The sequence below is a fragment of the Pontibacter chitinilyticus genome (assembly GCF_039748935.1).
Taxonomy (GTDB): domain Bacteria; phylum Bacteroidota; class Bacteroidia; order Cytophagales; family Hymenobacteraceae; genus Pontibacter; species Pontibacter chitinilyticus.
Window position 1 is genome coordinate 1 of record NZ_JBDIZJ010000017.1, and the last position, 22,742, is coordinate 22,742.

Below are 22,742 nucleotides of genomic sequence, written 5' to 3' on the forward strand. Positions count from 1 at the left end.
TATTCTACCTGCTCCTTAGCCTTATTGTTTGTGTAAAATGCTGATTTTTACCCGTTTAATTTCCGAGTTCACGTTAAAACAAAGCACTACAGATGGCTGTAACTAAACAAATAATGCAAAAGCTAAAAATGGCCTTCTTGCTCTGCCTCCTGCTTTTGTGGGGACTGAGCGTACAGGGGCAAGAGCAAGTTAAGAAAAACCTGTATTTCAAGCTGGATAAGGAAAAAATTGATTATAATAAGAAGGTATATGAGCGTACTGTGACTATCAAAACTACGCGTAAATCTACGGGATACGGTTTTTTGATAAGATGCACCTGTCATCCAGGAGGCTGGATTTCCTTTTTAGGACATAATAATCCTGAGGTGGGTGAGGTTTCTGAGCCCATGAGAGTTATCTCAGACTCGGCTTATAAGAAACTGGAGTTCATCAGCTTTGATGAATTGGTCAGGCTATTAAAGCAGTATGACTTAAAGTTCAATGATAAGTATAACCTTTACTTCGTTGAGCCTAACGAGAAGGAGAAAGATAAGTATACTGTCTACAATGTCAAACTTAGTGATAGCTTCATTCATGCCCAATGAACAACTCCTTTGGAGAAAAGCAGTGGCAGTGGCTAAGAAACGCATCAATTTTTAGCCATTGCCATTCATGTTTTACATAGACCCTAAACAGCACTACCCAGCATAACCTGATGGCCGACCTGCTCATCACGGATCTGGCCGAGGGAATCAGGAGGTTTTAGAGACACGGATGCATACACAAAGCTGAATACAGACGGCTTACATGAAGCTGGCTTTCATTAACGTTTGTGAGTTGTTGAAACTTCTGAAGCAGCATGATTTAAGCTCAACGACATCTACTTCATACTTTGTTGAATCTATACAGCAAGGCGCATACACCGTCAATAATGTCAGATTTCCGAATATCATCATAGATGCAGCGTGAGTTGCCTCTTAAAAGCACCTCCAGGTTCCCATGTCTCCAGATCATGAATTCACCAACACCTTAAAGGTATCGCACTAACTTACCGCTCGGTAAAAAACAGCGCTGTGAGTGCTGACACGATGAAGTTGACACCAATGGAGAGTACGATAAAGCCCATGATGCGGGAGAGTGCCGCCAGGCCGGATTTGCCCATGTAGCGCGTCAGCTGGTGCGAAAAGCGCAGCACAATGTAGCTGACGATAGCGAGCAATACAATTCCTACCAGGATCATGGCCATGTCCAGAATAGAAAGGGATTTGGTGAACAGCCCGATGCTAATTGCAATGGCGCCGGGGCCGGAGAGCATGGGCATTGCCAGCGGCGTAAACGAAATATCTTCTTTCAGCTGGCCTTCTTCTACCACATCCGGTGCAATTTTTTTCTTGTTTGCTCCGGGGGCTAGCAGATCAAATCCGGCGCGCATGATCATCAGGCCACCGGCAATGCGCAGGTCCTGGATGCGGATCCCGAAGAAGTTAAGCACATACTGCCCCGCCAGAAAGAAAACCGCCAGAATCCCCACCATATACATGCAGGCTTTAAGCGCTTGTTGGTTCCGGTGTTCCTGCGTGTCGTCCTGCGTGAGGGTCAGAAACACAGGCATAGCCCCAAACGGGTTTACAACAGAGAACAAAGCGGTAAAGGTGGCAAGTATAATCTCCATAAGTAAATTGTGGAACGATAGGTTTGTTTTAAATATAGCTTATTTGTGATGCAAAGCAAAGTTTTACTACGCCCGCGCAGAAAGGTTGTAGCCTACAGGCAGCTGATGGATAGCAACGGGTGCTTCTTCCTTTCAAAATTGCTGCTGATCTTTTCGGCGTAACCTGCTAAGTATAAGTATAAAGCGCCGGAAGAGCGATGTTAAAGAACGATAGTTTTATGTCACTCTGCACATTATGCGTATTTTTGAGAAATGATCATCCAAAACTTATCATACATGAAAGGAGAAATAAAGCTGGGTATACTTGGCGGGGGGCAGTTAGGGCGGATGCTGTTGCAGGCTGGCCTCGATTTTAACCTGTATACCTTGGTGTTAGATCCCGATACCAACGCGCCTTGTAAAGATAGCTGCCACGAATTTTTTGTAGGCAGCTTCCGCGATTTTGATACCGTATATGCGTTTGGCAAGCAGTGCGACATTTTAACAATAGAGATTGAACACGTGAATGCCGCAGCACTGGAAAAGCTGGAGCAGGAGGGTGTAAAAGTATACCCTGATGCGCAAACGGTGCGCACTATTCAGGACAAAGGCCTGCAAAAGGAATTCTTCAGGAAGCACAGCATTCCTTCGGCTGATTTCATGCTACTGAAAGATAAGCAGGAACTGCAGGAGAACGAACCGTTTCTGCCAGCCTTTCAGAAGCTGCGGCGCGAAGGCTATGATGGCCGTGGCGTGACACGCCTAGCTAGCGCAGCAGATTTCGGGAAGGCTTTCGAAGAGCCGTCGGTGCTGGAGAAGCTGGTTGATTTTGAAAAAGAGATTTCGGTGATCGTTGCCCGCAACGCTAATGGCGAAGTAACGGCCTTTCCGGTAGTAGAACTGAGCTTCCATCCGGAGCACAACCTGGTAGATTCGCTGTTTGCACCGGCTCAGGTTGCCTATAAATTACAACGGCATGCCATCGAGATTGCAACGCGCGTTATCGAAGCCTTTAACATGGTAGGCATCCTGGCAGTAGAAATGTTCCTGACACGCGAAGGAGAGATACTGGTGAACGAGGTAGCGCCCCGTCCGCACAACAGCGGCCATCATACAATTAAAGCCAACTATACCTCGCAATACGAGCAGCACCTGCGCGCTATACTGAACCTGCCGCTGGGCTCCACTGAAATACAAAGTGCGGCCGTAATGCTGAACCTGTTAGGCGAACCCGGCTTCGATGGCGAAGCGAAGTATGAAGGGCTGCAGGAGGCGCTGGCAGTGCCCGGCGTTTACGTACACCTGTATGGTAAAAAGTATACTCGCCCTGCCCGCAAAATGGGCCATGTAACCGTATTAGGACAAACATTGGAGGAGGCACAGCAGCGTGCGGCCACCGTTAAAAACATAATTAAAGTAAAAGCATAACCATGCCGGAAGCAACTACAAACACGCAGCCGCTTGTCGGCATTATTATGGGTAGCCAGTCAGACCTGAACGTAATGGAGGCGGCAGCGGAAATACTGGACCTCTTGGGAGTGCCTTACGAACTGACGATTGTATCGGCCCATCGCACACCGCACCGCATGATAGAATATGCCGAAACAGCCCGCAAGAAAGGGTTAAAAGTGATTATTGCCGGTGCCGGTGGCGCTGCCCACCTGCCGGGTATGGTTGCCTCGCTTACAACCTTGCCTGTTATTGGCGTACCCGTTAAGTCGAGCAATTCGATTGATGGCTGGGACTCTGTGCTATCGATTTTGCAGATGCCGGGAGGAATTCCGGTTGCAACCGTGGCCTTGAACGGGGCGCAGAATGCTGGTATCCTTGCTGCCCAGATCCTGGGTACGGCCAATGCCGCTGTGGCTGACAAGCTGGAGAAGTATAAAAACAGCCTGAAAGAAAAAGTAATGCGCTCTGTAGAAGAGCTTCGCCGTGGCGACCGGGACCTGGACTAAAAAGTGGCGCAGGAGAAAGCAGCCGGCAAGTATAAAATGTTTTCTTTTAATGGCTGATTTTAGTATAAAATCCGGCCGGCCTAAATTTACTGCTCAATTTTAAAACTTTGCAGCAACAGCAGCAGTAAAGGGGGACGGCTTATTCCAGGGCTAATCTTTTAGGAACTTTATATAAATTCTGATTTATATATTAAGAATTTATTATATTTATACGCCCCAAGCTGGACCAAATCTAAAAAAACTTTACCAGGGTTATCAAAAGCGGCACTTGTATGCAGAGGATTTTTTTGAAGTTGTTGTATGTAGTTACGCTTGTAAATTACCCCTCCATGCATATAAAGTTACGCCGGTATATTCGGGATAACTACTATAGCAGATTATATCAAGCCCGGTTCTTTGTGAACGATTATGTGCTGAAACCCAAGTATAAGGTAATAGAATTTCAGCAGGAATTTCAGCAGGAGCTAACGTTTGTTCTTCCTTTTGCTTACTGGCATCATTTAAATGGGACGCTGAAAAAAACAATATCCTGTTACGACACCAAAGACTTCTACTTCTTCAGCGAAAATCACGAAGAGAAGTATGATTACCGGGTATGGAAGGCAAAATACAACCCCTTTGGTGTGCCCAACATGACCCACAGCAATTCGGTTTGCTTTACAAAATGGGCCCAGGTACCGCTTAAAAATCACTTTAAAAATAACAGGTTTACTTTTGCAAAGCCGCTGCTGATTGTTGCTAATAAGTATAATGTGGAGTGGCACGGCGCTCCGATCAACTACTTCGATTACCCGACACTAAGCAGCATTTTTGCCGCGTATAAAGACAAATACCAGATCATCTACAACAGGCCACCAGCAAAACATATTGTAGAAGATAATAGCGAAATTCTGGACCTTCAGGAACATGCACTTATCCGAAGCGAACACCCCGAGGTGCTGCTGATGGAAGACCTGTATGAAGCGCACAAGCACGAGGTAAACAGCTTTAACCACCTGCAGCTGCTAATCTATGCCAATTGCAGTCACTTTATATCTGTGCATGGCGGCACGGCTGCTTTGGCAAGCTATTTTGGCGGCACCAACATCATTTTCTCCAAGCGCGGCATTGAGCACTACTTCAATGAATTCGAGACGATCTTTCCGGCTTTGTCGGGCGCCAGAATTCTGCATGCAAAACGAGAGAAGGAAGTATTCGAATACCTAGAAGCCTACTACTAATCGTAGCTGACTGCTAAAGCGCTCTTAACCTGCCGGTAGGTTGTAGCTGTACGAGTAACAGACCTGGGTTGCAGTTGCAGCAGCAGGCTTACTTGCGCTGTTCGTTGAAACTAGCTTGCAGGTATAATAGCGCAATTTTGCCATAAAGTTTAGGGCCGGGATGCATCTGTAGTATCTGCTGCAGGTTCTCTAATACCGCTTTTTTGTTGTGGGTGCGTTTCCACAGCTTTTTGGTTATTTTAAAGCCAAAGTTTGCATAGTAGTTTGTCGCTTTCTTTCGCACAATTGGTTGCTGCGCCGCTGGTAAATGCTGCTGTATAAGTGCGATGGCCCGCATCATGTCTCTCAGATACTGCCCCGTGTGGAACATTTGGCCTGAAATAGAACTGGTATGTTTACGGTAGTCAGCCAGCACTTCAGGCGTATATGCTACTGCATAATGCTTTGCAATCCGCACCCACATCTCCCAGTCTTCGCCATACTTCATGCCATAAAAGGCACCCAGCTTCTCATATACTTCCCGGCGTACGGTTATAGCCGCATACTGTATTCGCTGCCGCGCACCAATGCGCAGGAGCCAGTCGCTTAACAGTCCGTCTTCCGGCCGCTCGGGTTGGGGCAGGTAAATATCGCCTGTCTCGTCAAAAGTATTGAACCGGCAAAAGGCCGCGCCTGCTTCCGGGTATTGCGCGAAAAGCTGTGCCATTTTTTTATAGTACCCGGGCCTTATCTTGTCATCGCCGTGCAGGAGGTGTACCAACTGGCCTTTTGCCCGGTTAATGCAGGTTTCGAAGTTGCACAGGCTGCCCACGTTCTGTGGCTGGCGAAAATAGGTAATTCTTCCCTGACCAATCCGGTTTACCAATGCAGCTACATCGGCATCCGTGCTGGCGTCGTCTACCACTTCAATTTGCATGTCCTGTAAAGGTAGAGCCTGCTGCAGCACGCTTTCCAGTGTTTCAGCCAAATACTGCGAGCAGTTATACACCGGAATCATAACTGACCAAAGCGGGCGCGCTACGCCGGCCGGTACAGGTTTAATCTCGGGAGGAGAGGAGGGAATGTAGTGCATAAAGTAAATTCAGATGCCTTGCTTTAACGGGGAAGGCCTACGCAAAGTAATGCCTTTATACTGCTGATCGGGATAAAGGGCCAGGTAGCAAACTGGTGCTGATGTTAGAAGCAAGCCGCCACGTTTTACCTGCCAGAAGATACGTCTTTTGGACCGAAGAGTTAAGTATAAGTATGACTATATAGTAAATGTCAAATAAATATAATAAGAATCTAAACCAAACAGCGTTAAAGTAAGTAAAATGTCAGTATCTGATATCCCGGAGCGACTCACACGAACGATACACACATGTCCACTTCACTTGACAAAAAATCTTCTGCAATTTTACAGTATAAGCCGCAACTGGACGGGCTTAGATTTTTTGCTGTGCTGACCGTGCTGTTCTATCATTTCCTGCCAATGTATCAACTTATTGGCCGGATATTGGATATTGGTGTGTTGCTGGTTTTCTTCTTTGTGCTGAGCAGCTACCTGATCACTAAAATTCTGTTAACAGGCAAAGATAAGGGACTAGCAGCGGGGTATAGCAAACCCAAGATCGGGCTAGTGTTTCTGATGCGGCGTACCATTCGTATTTTTCCGGCTTACTACTTCTATTTATGTATCCTGCTGCTGATTCCGGCGGCAAGCTATGTGCGGGAGCATGCGTCCACTTACTTTTTTTATGTATCCAATTACGAGATCTTCTTTTCGCAGCAATGGGGCGAACTGACAGCCCATATCTGGACGCTGGCCGTAGAGGAGCAGTTTTACATCCTGTGGCCGTGGGTGATTCTGCTTACACCTAACCGGCACCTGCCCAAAGTACTGTTTGCCATTATTGCCTGCGGTGTTCTTTCACGCATCATTCTATTTAGTGTGCTGGATAACCCAGCCATGGAAAACGTGACGCTGCTGGTGCTCACGCCTACCTGCCTGGATGGGTTTGGTTTCGGCGCGCTGCTTGCTTACCAGCATTATTATGGCAGTTCTATCCAACACCTCTGGCGAAAAGTGTTTTTTATCGCGCTGCCTGTGTGGATCGGTACACTGTTCCTGGCTATGCCTGCTGTTTCTATTGTCGCGGATCGGGTGTTCGTGTCGCTGTTTGCCATGTTTATCATCGAAGGCGCTAACATTGGCTATAAGAACCTGTTTGGCAAAGTGCTGGAGCATCCGGTGGTACTCTACCTGGGCAAGATCAGCTATGGCATTTACCTCTACCACATTTTGGCAGTTTTCCTGTTTTGGGAGGCTTATGATAAAGTAACCAAACATATACACCATTTAGGCGGCATCCGCATGTCACGTATCACAGAGTTTCTGGTGCAGCCCTGGGTGTGTTTCCCTATTTACCTGGTGCTCTCGGTGCTGTTTGCCACTGCGTCCTGGTATTTGCTCGAAAAGCCAATCAACAACCTGAAGCGCTTCTTTATCTATACCAAAAAGGCAACGCCTGCACTAACTACTCCATCTGCTAAGGTGGGAAACAACCAGTTGCCTGCCTCGTTAGGCGAAACGCCAGTTCCGGCAGAGCGATAGCAGCAAAGATATCTCTCTTTCATGCTGTGTGATGCAGTGTGCCTTTTTCTGTTCTACCATATTGGCTATAACAAGAGCTGTACTGATTTTAAAGCAGGAGTGGTTTTATACTAGGCTGATGCTGCCCCTGGACTTCTACGGATTGTTTTTAGCAACTTTTTCTTGAGCTTTTTGAGCAGGTCATCGGCGTAACCTAACCGGATGAACAGGGGAACGCCTTGGTAAGCAGGCAGGTGCTTAAGAAAATAGCGGGCAATGAACCGGCGCTTGTAAAAGGCGGCCAACTTTATGGCTGCCGCATCATAGTTCACGTTTTCTTTGGCCAGAATCTGCTGCGTCAAAAAGTCCAGTTCCCGGATACAGGCCACCACGCTGCCGGGGCTTTTCTCGGCCAGCAGCGGCTTAAAGTTATGCTGCAGGCACTCCAGATAGCTTTCTGGGATCGTATAGTTCTCGCCGGCATAATACCGGAAGTTTCGGAGTAGTTGTGCGTGTTGCGCCTCGGCATACTCCTGCTTTCGAAGTACTTGGTGCAGGCTTTGGCTGGTCTGTCGGTAGTCGAGCAGCACCTCAGGCAGGTTGTAGAATTTATACTTGCGCGAGAGCTGCCAAAACAATTCAAAATCCTCCGAGTAAGCCGCCGTATACATCCCTACTTCCTGCACTGCATCCTTGCGGTACATTACCGTAGGGTGATAAATCCAGCAGATAAAGGTGAGGTTGTAGTAAAAGTACTGGCTGTGAAACAGGTCCTGCCGCACAAAGCGGCCATCCTCCGTAATTACCCGCACCAGGCAGGACACCATGGCACAATCCGGATGCGCCTGCAGGTAGTTGTACTGCTTTTGCAAGCGGTCTGGGTAGCTAATGTCATCCGCATCCATGCGGGCGATATAGGGAGCCGCTGCCAACGCTATCCCTTTGTTCAGGGTAGGCGAGATGCCCATGTTGCGCGCATTCTGCAGAAAGCGAATGCGCGGGTCGGTATAGGACTGCACAATGGCTATACTTTCATCGGTAGAGCCATCATCTATAATCAGGAATTCAAAGTCGGTGAAGGTTTGTTGCAGGATGCTATCTATCGCCTCGCGTAGGAACCGGGCAGAGTTATACACCGGCATCAGCACCGTAACTTTGGGTGTAGTAGTGCTTGCCATCAGGTTAGCGGATGCGTTTAAAAATGCGCCTGAGCCGGGCAGGGAAAGTATCGGTCAGGTAGTATAAGGTCGGGTGATGGTACGGATGCAGAGCCTGGCGCAACAGTTGCTTCACTGCCGGAACTTCTGCCTGCTGTTGTTGCAGGTAAGCTTCAAACCACTCCAGGAAGTGCTGGCGTACGGCATGGTATTGCCCATCGGCATGCACCCACTGCACAATAGAGCCGTGGCGCTGGCGGTACAGGTTGTTGCAGGCAGAGGAAATATACACCTGTTCTTTCAGGTATACTTTGTTTAAAAAGGCTTGATCTTCATACAACTGAAACTTTTTAGTAAACGATTCTTCAAAGCCGCCGACATTGGTGATAGCCTGTTTGGTCATGATCAGGCCGGAGGGGCAGGGAGCCGCACCTTTGTTCAGAGGATAGAGGTAGTTAAACAGTTCGGCAGGCTGGAATACTTTGTCCTGGGGGGCGCCCACCGGAATCAGCACGTCCTTTTTAGAAGCATCTGCCCAACTATACCAATAACTTGACGCCTCTGCCACCATAGCAATACCCGGGTGGCGCTGGAAAATAGCGACCTGCTGCGCCAGCTTGGCGGATAGCCATACATCGTCGGCATCCAGCAACGCAATCAGTTCGCCTTTTGCCTGGCTGATGCCCCTGTTGCGGCTCGCGCTTAAGCCTTTGTTCTGGTGGTGCTCGTGCTCACAGTAAAATACCTGATCCTTATACATGGTGGCATACTGCCGGGCAATGGCTGTGCTGTTATCTGTAGAGCCGTCGTCTACCAAAAGCAGTTCCCAGTGGGTATACTCCTGGTGCAAGACGCTGGTGATGGCCTCCTCCAGAAACTTCTCTTCATTCAGAAAAGCAATTACAACAGAAACAAGCGGTAAGGTGGTGGCAGGCATGGAATTTTATTTAAACGGTTTGTTAAGCAGGGCAGCGAATTCGGGACCGGAGCAGTTAGGGGCTTGTATACGGCCGAGGCGGAAGCGGGGCGAATGCCTGGTGACTGGCTTTTCTTCGGTGGTAAACGCTGCGGCAAAGCCAATTTCGGCAGCTATAGTTGCCGTTACGTTGTTATAATTGCCGTACGGATAAGCCAGCACTGCAGCTTTCACGCTGGTCACCTGCTTCAGCAAACGGGCATTCTCCAGTAGCTCCTGTTGCTGGTAAGCTTTATCATGAAAGGCCAGCGCCGGATGCGAGACGGTATGTGCGCCTACATCAAACAGCCGGTGCTTGCTCAAGCGCTTTAACTGTGCTTCTGTCATACTTCGAAAGTCTTCCCGGGCAGAGACGGAAGCCCCAGCCCACGCTCTGATACGTTGCAGCATCTCCTGTTGTAATGTATGAGGCAGAGGCTTCAGGTGCTGCCATACTTCCAGGAAGAGGGCAGCACGCACAGTAGGAGGCGCATCCTTGCAGGCATCCCAGTTACTGTTTTTTTGCCGGAGTGCTTCGTCTAGCTCTGCTTCCTGTTGCAGGTCAAAGCTGATGTCATTTCCGTTAATAGACATGCTGAACTGGCGGGGCAGGCGCGCTGAGAAAAGAATCAGGTACTCCAGTTCATCCCACCAAAACTCCGCTTGCTGGCCCAGGTTGCCCGAAGTGATGAAAAACGTGGCCGGCAGTTTATACTTCTCCAGCAGCGGCTTGGCTACCGTGAAATTATCAACATAACCGTCATCGAACGTGATGGCCACGCTGTTTTTCCGGACATATCCGTTCCGGATGTCTTCTACGAGTTGCTTTACCGGGATCACTTTCTTCGTTTTCTGCAGCACCTGCAGGTGCTGTTCAAAGTTCTCCGGACTAACGGCAATACCCCAGATATCGGAAGCGGGCATAGCCACACGGTGATACATCAGTACCAGCGCCTGGTGCTCGAAGTATTTTTTCAGCAAAGCGCGCAGTTTTGTTCTCACACGGCAGGGGCTTTAACGGCCTTTACAGTAATGATAACCTGGTAATGCGGATCGTGGTGGTCCAGTTTCGCCACGGGCACTTCGGGCAGGCCCATACCATACAGGAAAGCGGTAGCGGCAAACACATTGCCATAGCTGTTTACCGTTACATCACCCTGCGGAAAAGCATCGGACATGAGGCGGCGCATGGCTTTGTCGGTAAAGGCCCAGTACCAGGTTTCTTTCCATTCACCGTGATCAATAGGGGTAATGCCTGGTACTGTCAGCAACAGGGCTCCGCCCGGCTTCAGAATGCGGTGGCAGGTTGCCAAAGCATCTCTGAAATCATAGATCAGGTGCAGTGTCTGCGTCAGCACAATCGTATCGAAGGTATTGTCAGGTAGTTGCGGCGCATGGCTGATGTCGCCTACAAATGTAGCTTTCGGATTGCTGTCGTCCACATGCAGGATATCGCTTTGAGTGATTCGCTCGCCTCCAAACAGCAACGTATACTCATTATCTCCGATCTCCAGTGCGCGTCCTTTTATACTTGGGCCTTCTGCCCGCAGGAAGTTCTCGATGTAATAACGGTCCACAGGGCCCCCGCGGTCGTAGCCAAACTGCTTGCTGAAAGGCGATGTACGGCCAAAATCGCCAAGTTCTACCTGGCCAACAGCCGGGATGCGGGGCTTGTGCAGTCCCATTTTCTGCAGGAGCCGCAGGCCAAAAGCCGGGGTATTCTTCTTCACAATGGATTTGATACTCGAGGAGCCTTGCGTTGCCATATACTTCAAAAATAAGGATGGTTTGTTTTTAAGGAGTGTCATCAGGATTTCGCTGGATGCCGGGATTTTCCTGCGGCGCAGCTTCCTGTAAATTTCTTTGCTATAGTACGTTTTCCATACCCTATGGCCTGCTTTGTACGCATGTTCTTCTGCCGCAGATCGTAGCCTGTCTTTCTGTCTGTCGAGCACCTGCAACACTGTTTCCAGCATCCGCGGGATGTTTGCCGACATATTGGCTGTATGTAGCCGGTAAGCGGCAATTTTATACGTATGATGTGCCACCGGATACTTCCGGGCAACGTTCAGGTATAGGTCATAGTCTTCGCAAAAGCGGAGCGACACATCGTACTGCAGCTCATCAAACACCCAGCGCCGGTACATAACGGTGGCGTGCATACCGATGTAGTTGCCCTGCAGCAGCTGTTGGTAGTGGTTTGCTGGCACCTCGTGTATCTCTTCCTTCACCACGCCTTCATCTACAAACACTTTGTCATGCGCACCGGACACGAAGGCCAACTGTGGGTTTTGCTGCAGGTAGCGCACATTGGTATGCAGAGCACCCGGTAAAAGCCAGTCGTCGGCATCCAGAAACACCAGCAGTTCTCCTTTACTGTGGCGGATACCCGTGTTTCGTGCCGCAGATAAGCCCTGGTTCTCCTGGTAGATGTAACGGATACCGGCACCCGCTTCAGCTACCGCCCTGGTGTTATCGGTAGAGCCGTCGTCCACTACGATCACTTCCACAGCGGGGTAGTGCTGCTGCCAGATACTGGCAAAAGCTTCCGGCAGATATACCGCATGGTTGTAGCACGGAATAATGACCGACACCAGTGGCAACGCTGCCTGTTGTTGCGCAGTAGCCATTGGTTAGCGCTTTACGTTGCTAGGATGTTTCCTGTTGATGAAATAGTAGGCCAACCCTGACAGAATTCCCTTGATCTCCACACTTAAGGTTTTATACCGGTAGTCATAACCGGGAAAACCTGCTTTCAGCATACGCGCATAATGTTTGGGCAACTTTCGGAAAATGTGCCGGGCATAGCCGGCCTGCCGGTGCTGCTGTTGCTGCATCAGGGCCGCCGTCGTAAACCCGCGCATGTAATAGAAAATCTGTTTCTTAAGCCCCTGCATTTCTCTGCGGTGCTCGTGGTATACAATGGCCCGAGGGTTATACTTGATGGTATGGCCTTTGGCCAGAATACGATACCACATCTCAGAGTCTCCGTTGCAGCCGGCGGCACCTACATCCAGCAGTTCATTAAAGAAACCGACTTCTTCAAAAACATCTCGCCGGAAGGCCATGTTGGCACCGGCGCCTATTCTCCATACGGGTGGCCCTTTCCTGAGCGTTGCATCAAAAAAGGCTTTGTCGTATATCACGTCCACATAGCCGCGGTTAAAGCTCCATTGTGTTTCAAAAATATACTGCGCTTCGGTATCGAGTTCAGCAGCAATCACCAAACCTGTCATGGCCGCTACGGCAGGGTCCTGAAACGTTTCCCATACCCTATAGAGCCACTGCGGATGCACCGTTACATCGTCGTCCACATACGCCACCACAGGCGATTTGGTATAGATGATGCCAGTATTGCGGGCAATATCTAAGCCCAGGTGAGACTCCCGAACATAAATGACGCCGTTGAATTTTTCCACTACATCTTTGGTAGTAGTGCCGGTGGAGAAATTATCAACCACAATAATTTCTGCCGGCTTACAGGAGAGATTGGTGAGCATGTGCAGGCAACTCTCAAGCTGAACCGGCCTGTTGCGGGTGCAAATGATCACCGATACCGGTACGCTGTCCGGTAGCTTGTCGGGTAGCCAGCTCTGGAACACCTGGTGCATCCAGTCTCTCCAGGCCTGCTCATTTTGTTGCTGCAGCCATTGTGGCCAGGCAGTAGTCGCGGTGGCGTTGCCTTTTGTATAGTGCTCAATGGCAGGGGTGATGGCCTCTACCAGCTTAGTATAGTATAGTTCAGTTGTGAGCGTGCTGCCTGGGTCTAAAAACAGATGGCCCAGCGCAATTTCTTTCCACCAGAACACCACGTAATGCCCTTGCTGGCTTAAATCAAGTGCTGGCTGTGCCAGTTGCTTGTCCAGGTGAAGGTGGGTAATCTGGTACAGCGGATGATTGTTCATGGGTGTTGTTAACTATTGCTGAAGGACCGGCGCATTTTGCCTTAACCGGAAGGGGAACTTAGGGCGCACGGCTCCCCACCACTTACCGTACCATTGTATGTTGTCGCGGAAGTCTTCCATATCAAAGGAGAGGCACTCTTCAAGGTAAAACAGTTCTACAGAGGTGTCTTTCACAATAATAATGGAGAAGTAATAGGAGCCGTCGTTCAGGAAATTGCCCGGAATCACGCACTCGCCTTCTACCAGGCCTTTGTCGCAGCGGGTGGCAGGGGAGGGCACGTCAAAAATACATTCGTCGCTGTAGGTGAACAGATGCAGGCCGGAACTAAGCAGGATATCATCCGTCATATTCCAGAACTTGAATTTCACCGTCAGCGGCGTCCGGATGTCCAATGGGGCATCCGGCGAAGGCAGCTGCGGGATCAGTTCTACCGATTTGAAACGGACCAGGTCGTTGCCAGGCGCCTCTTCCGGGGTCGCCCATTCCTGTTTCAGTTTAAACTGCTGCGTACCGGTAATGTATTTGTTCACGATAGAAGATACATCGCCCATGGCCTTCATTTTGCCATGACTTAACCACAGCGCTTTGTCGCATAGGTTATTTACAGCCTGCATACTATGGCTCACAAACAGGATGGTGCGGCCATCTGTATGCGAGGCTTCGCGCATTTTGCCCAAGCATTTCTTCTGAAAGTCGGCATCGCCTACCGCCAGCACCTCATCTACTATCAGGATATCAGGCTCCAGGTGAGCCGCTACGGCAAAGGCCAGGCGCACATACATGCCCGAAGAGTAACGCTTAACCGGTGTATCAATGAAAGCCTCCACGCCGGAGAAAGCAACGATCTCATCAAATTTTTTGGTGATCTCGGCCTTGCTCATACCCAGAATATAGCCACTGATGTAGATGTTCTCGCGGCCGGTCAGTTCCTGGTGAAAGCCGGTGCCCACTTCCAGCAAACTGCTGACAGTGCCTTTGCCGCGTACGGCTCCTGTTGTAGGCCGTACGATCCGTGAAATGATCTTTAATAACGTGGACTTACCGGAGCCATTACTGCCAATGATGCCTAATACTTCGCCATTTTTAACATCGAAGTTGATATCCTGCAGGGCCATGAGGTAATCCCTGTTAGCAGAAATAGCTTCTGCGCCGTGTAGCTGAAAAAAGGGATCTTCGCGTTTCAAAACAGAGGTGGTCCACCACCGCTGAATATCCTGGCGCAAAGAGCCGGTGCCGATAGTACCAAGGCGGTACATCTTAGATAAGTTTTCAACTTCTATTACTACTTCTCCCATATTGCTACTACACTACGTCAATCAGTTTGTCGCCTTGTTTGTTAAAGAGGAGCATTGCCCCGGATAGCGTTACCAGCATAAAGGCCAGGCTATAGCACAACTGCCAGATTGTAACAGTCCCTTCGCCCAGCAGCGCCAACCGCGACAATTCGAAAAGAGGGGTGAGCGGGTTTAGCTGCACCAGCCAACTCCAGTCTTTTGGCAGCGATTTTAAGGGGTAAATAACCGGCGTCATATACATAAGCAGGCGAATGCCCAGGCTGACAAACCCGCCAATGTCGCGATACTTAGCTGTGATCACAGAAAAGAAAAGCCCCAGGCCCAGGCCTGTACCAGCAATGCAGGCTACTGCAAAAGGGAAAGCCAACGTCCGCATAGAGAAAGGGACTACCAGGCCCCGAAAGATGCAGTAATAGGCGATCAGAATCAGTAACATGGTAAACTGAATAGAAAACCGGAAGAACTGTGTGCTGGTTACAGCCATGGGCACAACTAACCGCGGAAAGTATACTTTGCTGAACACCTGTGCATTATCGCGGAAAGTGTTGGAAGTACCACTAAAGCTGTCGCTGAAGAAGTTCCAGAGCACAATACCCGAGAAGTAAAACAGCACCGGCGGCAGTGAGCCTGTCGAAACGCCTACCAGCCGGCCAAACACAATCACGTAGGTGACCAGCGTCATAAGCGGCTGAAGCAAGATCCAAACCGGGCCCAGCACGGTCTGCTGGTAGTTCAGCAAAAAATCGCGGCGCACAAGGCTGCCTAGCAGGTGGCGGTACGACCATAGTTCCTTTGCGCTCCACCCCCAGTAACTTGTTTTACTTGTAATTTCCCAATCCCACACTTTTTTGCTTTCTGGCATACTTTGGTTATACAGGTTGTTTGGTCTGATGGATTCTATGATTGTACAGTAAAACTGCTTTTAAGATGATCAGTTTCGCTGCGTTTTGTTGATAGCTAAACAAGGACGTAAAACCAGCAACTTTGTTTCACCTGGTTCTCCGTACATTTCCGGTAGCCGCCTGCCCACAAGTATGAACAGGCGCTCTGAATTGTATATAGGCTTTTACCTATCTTTTACTAAAAAGTTATGGTTTTTAACGGAAAATTATGATGTTTTTTTCCTAGGAGACGAAGCGCCTGAACATGGTCTGCTACTGTTATCTTAAACGGCTAGGGAAGCGCTATAGTATAGGGGTTGTGCTTGTGCTTCAACTTCAGTGCTCGCTGCGAGCTGTTTTGCGGGCATTGTAGGAGAACCTGAACATTGTACTAAGTGGTATCAAAAGCTATAGTTCAAGAGAAAGTAAATGGTTTTCATTCTCGATTTTAAATACGTTAGCTCAGATAAACCGTCTGTTTTTTCATATCGAGCTTCCAACGACAGGGGATGGTTGTAAAGCGTGTAGGATAAGCCTGCCCCGGCAGTTAAGCCGGTGGTATACTTCCGGAGCCCGTCGTTACTGATGGCTTCGCCCTGTTCTGTCGAGGTAGTACTTCCGGATGTGCTTCTGATTAAAGCTTTCTGCTTATCACGAATTAAATATCCCATCAAAGCGCCGGCATTTACAAAAGGGCGTAGTTTTCCGCGCGGGTAAGTATACCGGATCTGAGCAGGAAGCTTTAAATAAACCAGATCAAAGTCTACATGATAAGTATAGCTACGGCTAAGGTTTTCATCTCCGGTAATGAGCAAAGAGAATTTTTCCGGATCATACAGCAGGTCAAGCTGCAGCGATAGCTTTTCGTTTAGGTTGGGAGAGGTGACGTTCATTGAAATGCCGGCTCCAGGCTTAGAAGCGGAGCTTTCGTTAAAAGTGCTCCCATCCAGGTAATTTTGGCCGACAAATGTCAGGGTGGAGTTGGTATAGTAGAGCATGGCCCCAAACCTGGTAGTTACCTTCTGCTCCTGCGGTGCAAGTATAACCTCCCCAAAACACTCGTTGTACTTTTGTGCCACACTAGCAAGCGACCGCTCAGATAAGCTGACACTGTTTACCTGTTTGGGCGTAATACCCGGGCAGTCACTGAAGGCATGCAGCAATTCCGTTTTATACTTTTTGTCCTCTACGTTGTAGCTCTTGCCGGTTTGCGGGTCCTGCTGGCTATACTCGTCTATCAGCAGTTCAGTTAAAGGCCCGTTGTCTTTTGCTAAATAGTAGTGGTCCTTGTGGAAGGAATCACGGTAGAGGTAAATGCTTGCTTTGCCTTTGGCTACCACCAGCAGGAACAGCTGCTGGGGTTTGGCACTTCCGGAAAGAGCGGGTAGCTGAACGGATTCATACAGCTTGTGCTCCTGCTTGAAACCAAACGCCTGTATAGCTGCGGGAGAAAAGGTTTGCGTGGCACTGTTTTCGTTCTGTTTGAAATCTGCCCGCTGTGCACTGTGCGCCATGCCCCTGTAATCAACCAGGCCGTTTATGGTGTCGCCGTTCATCACCACATACCCCGGCCTGAAGTCCTGCTGCGCATAGGTGCAAGTAAAAGAGATAAGCAATAAAATAAAGGTAAGATAAAGCTGTTTCATTTAACTGTAAGGTTAGTTCGTCTGTTTTGATAATCAGCTCTATATACATATTTATTATTATATATAAAAGGCGGCCAGTCAAAACCACCCGTGTTTCCTTTGACTTATCCGTTTAAATGAAACTTCTAAGCACCAGGGCTGCCAGTGTGTACCGGAATAATAAACACTTTGCTGTGTTTGCCGCAGCTTAAAAACAAAACTCCCCTGCCGCAACCGCAGCAGGGGAGTTTTATACTTGGTATACTTAGAGCAACTTATTTGTTGCCGTCTACTTCTTCGTAGTCTACATCCGTTACACCACCGTCGGCAGTAGCGCCTTGTGGTCCACCGGCTTGTCCATTAGATCCCTGGCCGTCAGCGCCTGGAGCTGCTCCCTGGCCATCTGTGGCGTTATACATCTCCTGAGAGGCGGCACTCCACGCGTTGTTCAGGTTTTCGATGGCTCTGTCGATACCAGCGATGTCTTTCGCGCCATGGGCAGTTTTCAATTCACCCAATGCATTCTCGATGTTCGACTTGTTGCCTCCGGAAAGCTTGTCGCCATACTCTTTCAGCTGCTTTTCAGTCTGGAAGATCATGGAATCAGCGGCATTCAGCTTCTCGATCTCTTCCTTCGCGCGCTTATCAGATTCGGCGTTGGCTTCAGCTTCCTGGCGCATTTTCTCGATTTCCTGCTCTGTTAAGCCGGAAGAAGCTTCAATACGGATCTTCTGCTCTTTACCAGTCGCTTTATCCTTTGCTGTTACGTGCAGGATACCGTTGGCGTCGATGTCGAAGATTACCTCGATCTGTGGCACACCGCGTGGTGCTGGCGGAATATCAGACAGGTGGAAGCGGCCGATCGTACGGTTATCGCGGGCCATCGGGCGCTCGCCCTGCAGCACGTGGATCTCTACAGATGGCTGGTTATCCGAAGCAGTAGAGAAAGTTTCTGACTTCTTGGTCGGAATCGTTGTGTTGGATTCGATCAGTTTGGTCATTACACCACCCATGGTCTCGATACCCAGCGACAGCGGAGTTACGTCCAGCAGCAGTACGTCTTTTACTTCACCAGTCAGTACACCACCCTGTATCGCAGCACCAATAGCTACTACCTCATCCGGGTTCACACCTTTAGAAGGCTTCTTGCCGAAGAACTTCTCTACTTCTTCCTGCACGCGTGGAATACGGGTAGAACCACCCACCAGAATCACTTCGTCGATGTCGGAAGTAGAAAGGCCTGCATCTTTCAGGGCCTGCTTGCATGGCTCCATTGAGCGGCGGATCAGGCTATCGGAAAGCTGCTCGAACTTAGCGCGGGTCAGTTTACGCACCAGGTGTTTCGGCACGCCATCTACCGGCATAATATAGGGCAGGTTGATCTCTGTTTCGTTTGAAGAAGAGAGCTCAATCTTGGCTTTCTCAGCGGCTTCTTTTAAGCGCTGCAGGGCCATCGGGTCTTTGCGCAGGTCTAAACCTTCGTCATTCTTAAACTCGTCGGCCAACCAGTTAATAATCACCTGGTCAAAGTCGTCACCACCCAGGTGGGTATCACCGTTGGTAGAGAGTACCTCAAATACACCGTCGCCCAGTTCCAGGATAGAAATATCGAATGTACCGCCACCTAAGTCGAATACAGCGATCTTCTGATCTTTATGTTTTTTATCCAAACCGTAAGCAAGCGCTGCTGCTGTCGGCTCGTTAATGATACGCTTTACTTCCAAGCCAGCAATCTGGCCGGCTTCTTTGGTGGCCTGGCGCTGTGCATCGTTGAAGTATGCGGGCACCGTGATCACCGCTTCTGTAACAGTCGTGCCCAGGTAATCTTCAGCAGTCGCCTTCATTTTCTGAAGGATCATCGCTGAAATCTCCTGTGGCGTATATTCACGGTCGCCGATCTTTACACGTACGGTGTTATTGCCACCCTGTACCACTTTATACGATACGTGGTTCGCTTCTGCGTTTACCTCGTTGTAGCTGTGGCCCATAAAACGCTTGATCGATGCGATAGTGTTCTGCGGGTTTGTGATCGCCTGGCGCTTGGCCGGGTCACCTACTTTGCGCTCGCCATTGCCGTTATCTAAAAAAGCGACAATCGAGGGCGTGGTGCGGCGACCTTCGCTGTTTGGTATTACCACAGGCTCGTTGCCTTCCATTACGGCAACGCAGGAGTTGGTAGTACCTAAGTCAATACCTATTATTTTTCCCATTCTATAGTTTTATTTATAGTTTCTGATTCAATTTTATGTTGATGACTCTAGTATAACAAGCCATGTGCCAAGGCGGGATAAGGCTTGCTTTTATGTCAATATGTCACATCTGCAATGTTTAGGTACGTTTTTGACGTACGCAGGCGAACACACCTGTTACAGACACGACATATTTACCTATCGTACGCGTATGTTTTTACTGTCAGAGCAAAAGAGGGGTTGCGAAATAAACCGGCGAAGTATAAAATGTGGCCCGCATAGCAGGTCACTTTTATACTTTAAAGATCAACTGTACAGCTTATAAAGAAACGCTATGGAAGGATATGCTGGGCCACCGGCAAGGCCAAAAGCGCCCATTCCCCGTGCATTTTACCGGAGTAGTGCAGGCCGTCGCTGGCCAGGTAGGTCGCATCGGTTCCGAAGGTGCGGGTAAGCGGAGTGATATCCACGAAAGGAATGCCGGCATGTTCGGCTTCTACTTTAGCTACAGCATTAAAGGCATCGATTTCCTGCGCAATCTGTTGGCGGTCGCGGCCGCTGGCAAACGGAGTGACGCCCCAATCGGGAATGGACAGCACCATAACATGCGCCGGATTGCCTTTTGCGAGTCTGGTGGCTGTTTGCAGCAGCTCTTTAAATTCAGTCCGGTACGTTTCAACTGACTGGCCGCGGTACTGGTTGTTCACACCGACCAGCAGCGATACCAAGTTATAAGTAGCAGCCGGATTGGCAGCACGAATCGCATCAGCCAGTTCCGAAGTAGTCCAGCCGGTACGGGCAATGGTGGTAGGGTTGCTTACCGGCACACCTTTCTCCCGGAGCAGCGCTGCCAGTTGCATGCCCCATTGGTCTGCTTCCGGCACGCTTTCCCCAATGGTATAGGAGTCGCCAAGAGCTAAATAAGTATATTTATTGGCAGTGCCAGTAGTGGGAGCAGGAGCAGAGGTATTGGGCATAACAGCTGTTTGTTTTTGGCAGCAAGCCAGTGTAAAAGCAGCGAAGATAACAAAAGTATAAAAGATGAGCTTCGATATCATAAGGTGGTTCTTTCAGCCATATACTGTTGGGCTGCTGTTTCGGATTGCCACATGGTAGGTGCGCAGCCGTTAAAGTGATGCAAAATTTTTCAAGTAACCGGCTCCTGCTCTTGCCAGCACATGTGCCGGCAGTAAGTTGACTTTGATGAGCAGGTATAAAAGGCTCTGCCGGTGGCTCACCGTAAAGTGATAACGGGCCATCGGCAGGGTGCCAGATTCTTCTTAAGATACCTATACTTTAGGTGCTTCCTTCACTATAGCTGCTTTTGGCTGTCTCGTTTTGGTACTATTGCTGCGGCGGTTGCTCTTGCGCTTCACATAAACGGCTGAAGGGCCTTTGTCGTCTTCCTGCCGAATGGTGAATAGGTCTTTATGCGCTTTAATGAGCTGCGATAACTGGCCATAGCCAAAGGTGCGCGGATCGAAACTAGGATCTAGCTGGCGCAGGTTGGTGCCCATGGTGCCCAAGTGCGCCCAGCCGTCTTCATCAGCCGACATTGTAAAGGCTTCTTTAAGCAGTGGCAGCGGGTTAGGCCGATGTGACGTTCCGCTGCTGTTTTCAGTGGTCTTCTCGGTTGCTTCAATCTTATGGTCGTCAATATCATCCGTCAGGTTTTCGGTATAGATAAAGATGTTACACGCATTCACAAACGGCTTCGGCGTTTTGCGCTGGCCAATGCCCATCACAAAAATGCCTCCTTCCCGTATGCGGGTAGCCAGACGGGTATAATCGCTGTCAGACGAAACAATGCAGAAGCCATCCACCAGTTCTGAGTGCAGCAGGTCCATGGCATCGATGATCAAAGCGCTGTCTGTTGCATTTTTACCTACCGTATAGCGGAACTGCTGGATAGGCTGAATAGCGTGGTTGTTCAGGCAGTCTTTCCAGCCGTTCATTTGCGGGGTCGTCCAATCGCCATAAATACGGCGGATGGTAGGTGCGCCATACTTGCCGGCTTCGGCTAGCAGCTTCACGATTAGACTTGGTTGGGCATTGTCGCCATCTATCAGCATGGCCATGCGGCCTAGTTTTTTATCACGTGGGGTATTTTTCATATTGGGATAATGCGATAAGGGTTGAATCCGGTTGCAGGGGTGCTTCCGGTAGAGGTAAGCACTATATAAACACTTTCTTATACTTTAATTTTCAAAGGAGGTTGTTCACGTCTATACTTGGCCATTGCAAGCGGACAACTTATATTTGTTTAAAGCTGTAAACAAGCCGCTGCCCTGCTGCCTGGTACGTATTCACTCCGGTAGCACAGCTTATATTCTTTAAAGAACTATATGCGAAAGATTAAAACAATACTCCTTGTCATGAGCAGTTTGATAGTTGCCACCCTGGGTACGGCCAGCGCACAGGTGTACAAGGCCGACGAGCCCCTGGCCCATACTTTCTCGATTGTAGCCCGCGATCCGAAAACCGGCGAAATGGCTGTGGCGGTGCAGAGCCATTGGTTTTCAGTGGGTACCGCTGTGCCCTGGGCCGAAGCTGGTGTGGGCGTAGTGGCTACACAGTCGTTCACCAACAAATCTTTTGGGCCACGCGGCCTGGCACTGCTGAAAGCAGGCAAAACACCCGAAGAGGCATTGGCCATTCTGCTGGCGGATGACGAAGGCCGCGACGTACGGCAGGTGGCGATACTGGATGCTCAGGGTCGTGTGGCCACGCATACCGGCAAGAACTGCATTCGCTATGCCGGCGACATTACGGGCAAAAACTTTTCGGTGCAGGCAAATATGATGCTCACTGACAAAGTTTGGCCCGCCATGGCCAAAGCTTTCGAGAAGAGCGACGGACAGCCGCTGGCCGAGCGCGTGCTGCTGGCCCTGCAGGCCGGCCAGGAAGCTGGTGGCGACATTCGCGGCAGACAGTCGGCAGCGCTGGTGGTGGTAAAAGGGCAGGCCTCCGCCGAACCCTGGAACGACCGCCTCATCGATTTGCGGGTAGATGACAGCGAGCGCCCGCTCGACGAACTGTCCCGCCTGCTGAAAACGTATCGCGCTTACGAGCACATGAATAACGGCGACCTGGCTGTGGAGAAGGGGCAGATGCAGCAGGCCATGCAGGAGTATGGTGCCGCCGAAGCCATGTTCCCCAACAATCTGGAGATGAAGTACTGGCATGCAATTACACTGGCTAACAACGGGCAGGTAGAAGAGGCTACCAGGCTGCTGCGCGACGTGTACAAGAAAGACAGCAACTGGCGTGAACTCACCAGCCGCCTCCCGGAAGTAGGCCTACTCACTGTGAGCAAACAAAGCCTTGAAAAGTTGCTACAGCTGAAATAAAAGA

General features: G+C 49.7%; 19 protein-coding genes. 6 read left to right on the forward strand and 13 right to left on the reverse strand.

Annotated features, from left to right (window positions below):
• Positions 1-92 precede the first annotated feature (92 nt).
• Positions 93-584 carry a hypothetical protein gene (locus ABDW72_RS18945; RefSeq protein ID WP_347160176.1) on the forward strand — a complete coding sequence of 164 codons (492 nt, stop codon included), beginning with the start codon at positions 93-95 and terminating at the stop codon, positions 582-584.
• A gap of 443 nt (positions 585-1,027) precedes the next feature.
• Here ABDW72_RS18945 and ABDW72_RS18950 read toward each other — a convergent pair whose 3' ends face one another.
• On the reverse strand, positions 1,028-1,651 hold the full coding sequence (locus ABDW72_RS18950) for a MarC family NAAT transporter (RefSeq protein ID WP_347160177.1): 624 nt from the start codon (positions 1,649-1,651) through the stop codon (positions 1,028-1,030).
• A 276-nt stretch (positions 1,652-1,927) separates the two neighbouring features.
• Here ABDW72_RS18950 and ABDW72_RS18955 point away from each other — a divergent pair, with 276 nt between their 5' ends.
• From ABDW72_RS18955 to ABDW72_RS18965, 3 genes are all read left to right on the forward strand, one after another.
• Positions 1,928-3,058, forward strand: coding sequence for a 5-(carboxyamino)imidazole ribonucleotide synthase (locus ABDW72_RS18955; protein WP_347160178.1), 1,131 nt, complete (start codon positions 1,928-1,930; stop codon positions 3,056-3,058).
• Positions 3,059-3,060: 2 nt separating this feature from the next.
• On the forward strand, positions 3,061-3,588 hold the full coding sequence (gene purE, locus ABDW72_RS18960; RefSeq protein WP_347160179.1) for a 5-(carboxyamino)imidazole ribonucleotide mutase: 528 nt from the start codon (positions 3,061-3,063) through the stop codon (positions 3,586-3,588).
• A 329-nt stretch (positions 3,589-3,917) separates the two neighbouring features.
• The gene (locus tag ABDW72_RS18965) at positions 3,918-4,808 is read left to right on the forward strand and encodes a hypothetical protein (protein ID WP_347160180.1); all 891 of its coding nucleotides are present in this window, start codon (positions 3,918-3,920) and stop codon (positions 4,806-4,808) included.
• A gap of 88 nt (positions 4,809-4,896) precedes the next feature.
• On the opposite strand, the gene ABDW72_RS18970 is transcribed toward ABDW72_RS18965, so the two are convergent.
• The gene (locus ABDW72_RS18970) at positions 4,897-5,880 is read right to left on the reverse strand and encodes a glycosyltransferase family 2 protein (RefSeq protein WP_347160181.1); all 984 of its coding nucleotides are present in this window, start codon (positions 5,878-5,880) and stop codon (positions 4,897-4,899) included.
• Positions 5,881-6,168: 288 nt separating this feature from the next.
• Here ABDW72_RS18970 and ABDW72_RS18975 point away from each other — a divergent pair, with 288 nt between their 5' ends.
• Entirely contained in the window at positions 6,169-7,401 is a 1,233-nt protein-coding gene (locus tag ABDW72_RS18975; RefSeq protein WP_347160182.1) for an acyltransferase family protein, read from the forward strand.
• A 110-nt stretch (positions 7,402-7,511) separates the two neighbouring features.
• Here ABDW72_RS18975 and ABDW72_RS18980 read toward each other — a convergent pair whose 3' ends face one another.
• From ABDW72_RS18980 to ABDW72_RS19030, 11 genes are all read right to left on the reverse strand, one after another.
• Positions 7,512-8,558: a glycosyltransferase family 2 protein gene (locus ABDW72_RS18980; RefSeq protein WP_347160183.1), complete on the reverse strand. Its 1,047-nt coding sequence runs from the start codon at positions 8,556-8,558 to the stop codon at positions 7,512-7,514.
• Positions 8,559-8,562: 4 nt separating this feature from the next.
• Complete coding sequence (locus ABDW72_RS18985; protein ID WP_347160184.1) at positions 8,563-9,474, reverse strand: glycosyltransferase; 912 nt, start codon at positions 9,472-9,474, stop codon at positions 8,563-8,565.
• A 6-nt stretch (positions 9,475-9,480) separates the two neighbouring features.
• The gene (locus ABDW72_RS18990) at positions 9,481-10,494 is read right to left on the reverse strand and encodes a polysaccharide deacetylase family protein (RefSeq protein ID WP_347160185.1); all 1,014 of its coding nucleotides are present in this window, start codon (positions 10,492-10,494) and stop codon (positions 9,481-9,483) included.
• On the reverse strand, positions 10,491-12,122 hold the full coding sequence (locus tag ABDW72_RS18995) for a glycosyltransferase (RefSeq protein WP_347160186.1): 1,632 nt from the start codon (positions 12,120-12,122) through the stop codon (positions 10,491-10,493). Before ABDW72_RS18995 ends, ABDW72_RS18990 begins: the two co-directional genes overlap by 4 nt.
• A gap of 3 nt (positions 12,123-12,125) precedes the next feature.
• On the reverse strand, positions 12,126-13,397 hold the full coding sequence (locus tag ABDW72_RS19000; protein ID WP_347160187.1) for a glycosyltransferase family 2 protein: 1,272 nt from the start codon (positions 13,395-13,397) through the stop codon (positions 12,126-12,128).
• Between the two features lie 12 nt (positions 13,398-13,409).
• The gene (locus tag ABDW72_RS19005) at positions 13,410-14,693 is read right to left on the reverse strand and encodes an ABC transporter ATP-binding protein (protein ID WP_347160188.1); all 1,284 of its coding nucleotides are present in this window, start codon (positions 14,691-14,693) and stop codon (positions 13,410-13,412) included.
• Positions 14,694-14,700: 7 nt separating this feature from the next.
• Positions 14,701-15,555, reverse strand: coding sequence for an ABC transporter permease (locus ABDW72_RS19010; protein WP_347160189.1), 855 nt, complete (start codon positions 15,553-15,555; stop codon positions 14,701-14,703).
• 420 nt (positions 15,556-15,975) lie between these two features.
• Positions 15,976-17,220, reverse strand: coding sequence for a porin family protein (locus tag ABDW72_RS19015; protein WP_347160190.1), 1,245 nt, complete (start codon positions 17,218-17,220; stop codon positions 15,976-15,978).
• A gap of 254 nt (positions 17,221-17,474) precedes the next feature.
• A complete protein-coding gene (gene dnaK, locus ABDW72_RS19020; protein WP_347160191.1) occupies positions 17,475-19,409 on the reverse strand; it encodes a molecular chaperone DnaK in 1,935 nt (644 codons plus the stop codon).
• Positions 19,410-19,720: 311 nt separating this feature from the next.
• On the reverse strand, positions 19,721-20,365 hold the full coding sequence (locus ABDW72_RS19025; RefSeq protein WP_347160192.1) for an SGNH/GDSL hydrolase family protein: 645 nt from the start codon (positions 20,363-20,365) through the stop codon (positions 19,721-19,723).
• 312 nt (positions 20,366-20,677) lie between these two features.
• Complete coding sequence (locus ABDW72_RS19030) at positions 20,678-21,502, reverse strand: NYN domain-containing protein (RefSeq protein ID WP_347160193.1); 825 nt, start codon at positions 21,500-21,502, stop codon at positions 20,678-20,680.
• Between the two features lie 261 nt (positions 21,503-21,763).
• Between ABDW72_RS19030 and ABDW72_RS19035 the strand changes: the two genes are divergently transcribed.
• Positions 21,764-22,738 carry a DUF1028 domain-containing protein gene (locus ABDW72_RS19035; RefSeq protein WP_347160194.1) on the forward strand — a complete coding sequence of 325 codons (975 nt, stop codon included), beginning with the start codon at positions 21,764-21,766 and terminating at the stop codon, positions 22,736-22,738.
• Positions 22,739-22,742: the final 4 nt, after the last annotated feature.

What these genes read in the sequence shown, in the direction of transcription:
- ABDW72_RS18965 (WP_347160180.1), top strand. Translation starts at nt 3,918, where the DNA reads ATGCATATAAAGTTACGCCGGTATATTCGGGATAACTACTATAGCAGA.
- ABDW72_RS18980 (WP_347160183.1), bottom strand. Translation starts at nt 8,558, where the DNA reads ATGGCAAGCACTACTACACCCAAAGTTACGGTGCTGATGCCGGTGTAT.
- ABDW72_RS18970 (WP_347160181.1), bottom strand. Translation starts at nt 5,880, where the DNA reads ATGCACTACATTCCCTCCTCTCCTCCCGAGATTAAACCTGTACCGGCC.
- ABDW72_RS19030 (WP_347160193.1), bottom strand. Translation starts at nt 21,502, where the DNA reads ATGAAAAATACCCCACGTGATAAAAAACTAGGCCGCATGGCCATGCTG.
- purE (WP_347160179.1), top strand. Translation starts at nt 3,061, where the DNA reads ATGCCGGAAGCAACTACAAACACGCAGCCGCTTGTCGGCATTATTATG.
- ABDW72_RS19000 (WP_347160187.1), bottom strand. Translation starts at nt 13,397, where the DNA reads ATGAACAATCATCCGCTGTACCAGATTACCCACCTTCACCTGGACAAG.
- ABDW72_RS19005 (WP_347160188.1), bottom strand. Translation starts at nt 14,693, where the DNA reads ATGGGAGAAGTAGTAATAGAAGTTGAAAACTTATCTAAGATGTACCGC.
- ABDW72_RS18945 (WP_347160176.1), top strand. Translation starts at nt 93, where the DNA reads ATGGCTGTAACTAAACAAATAATGCAAAAGCTAAAAATGGCCTTCTTG.
- ABDW72_RS19025 (WP_347160192.1), bottom strand. Translation starts at nt 20,365, where the DNA reads ATGCCCAATACCTCTGCTCCTGCTCCCACTACTGGCACTGCCAATAAA.
- ABDW72_RS18985 (WP_347160184.1), bottom strand. Translation starts at nt 9,474, where the DNA reads ATGCCTGCCACCACCTTACCGCTTGTTTCTGTTGTAATTGCTTTTCTG.
- dnaK (WP_347160191.1), bottom strand. Translation starts at nt 19,409, where the DNA reads ATGGGAAAAATAATAGGTATTGACTTAGGTACTACCAACTCCTGCGTT.
- ABDW72_RS18950 (WP_347160177.1), bottom strand. Translation starts at nt 1,651, where the DNA reads ATGGAGATTATACTTGCCACCTTTACCGCTTTGTTCTCTGTTGTAAAC.
- ABDW72_RS19010 (WP_347160189.1), bottom strand. Translation starts at nt 15,555, where the DNA reads ATGCCAGAAAGCAAAAAAGTGTGGGATTGGGAAATTACAAGTAAAACA.
- ABDW72_RS18995 (WP_347160186.1), bottom strand. Translation starts at nt 12,122, where the DNA reads ATGGCTACTGCGCAACAACAGGCAGCGTTGCCACTGGTGTCGGTCATT.
- ABDW72_RS18955 (WP_347160178.1), top strand. Translation starts at nt 1,928, where the DNA reads ATGAAAGGAGAAATAAAGCTGGGTATACTTGGCGGGGGGCAGTTAGGG.
- ABDW72_RS18975 (WP_347160182.1), top strand. Translation starts at nt 6,169, where the DNA reads ATGTCCACTTCACTTGACAAAAAATCTTCTGCAATTTTACAGTATAAG.
- ABDW72_RS19035 (WP_347160194.1), top strand. Translation starts at nt 21,764, where the DNA reads ATGAGCAGTTTGATAGTTGCCACCCTGGGTACGGCCAGCGCACAGGTG.
- ABDW72_RS19015 (WP_347160190.1), bottom strand. Translation starts at nt 17,220, where the DNA reads ATGAAACAGCTTTATCTTACCTTTATTTTATTGCTTATCTCTTTTACT.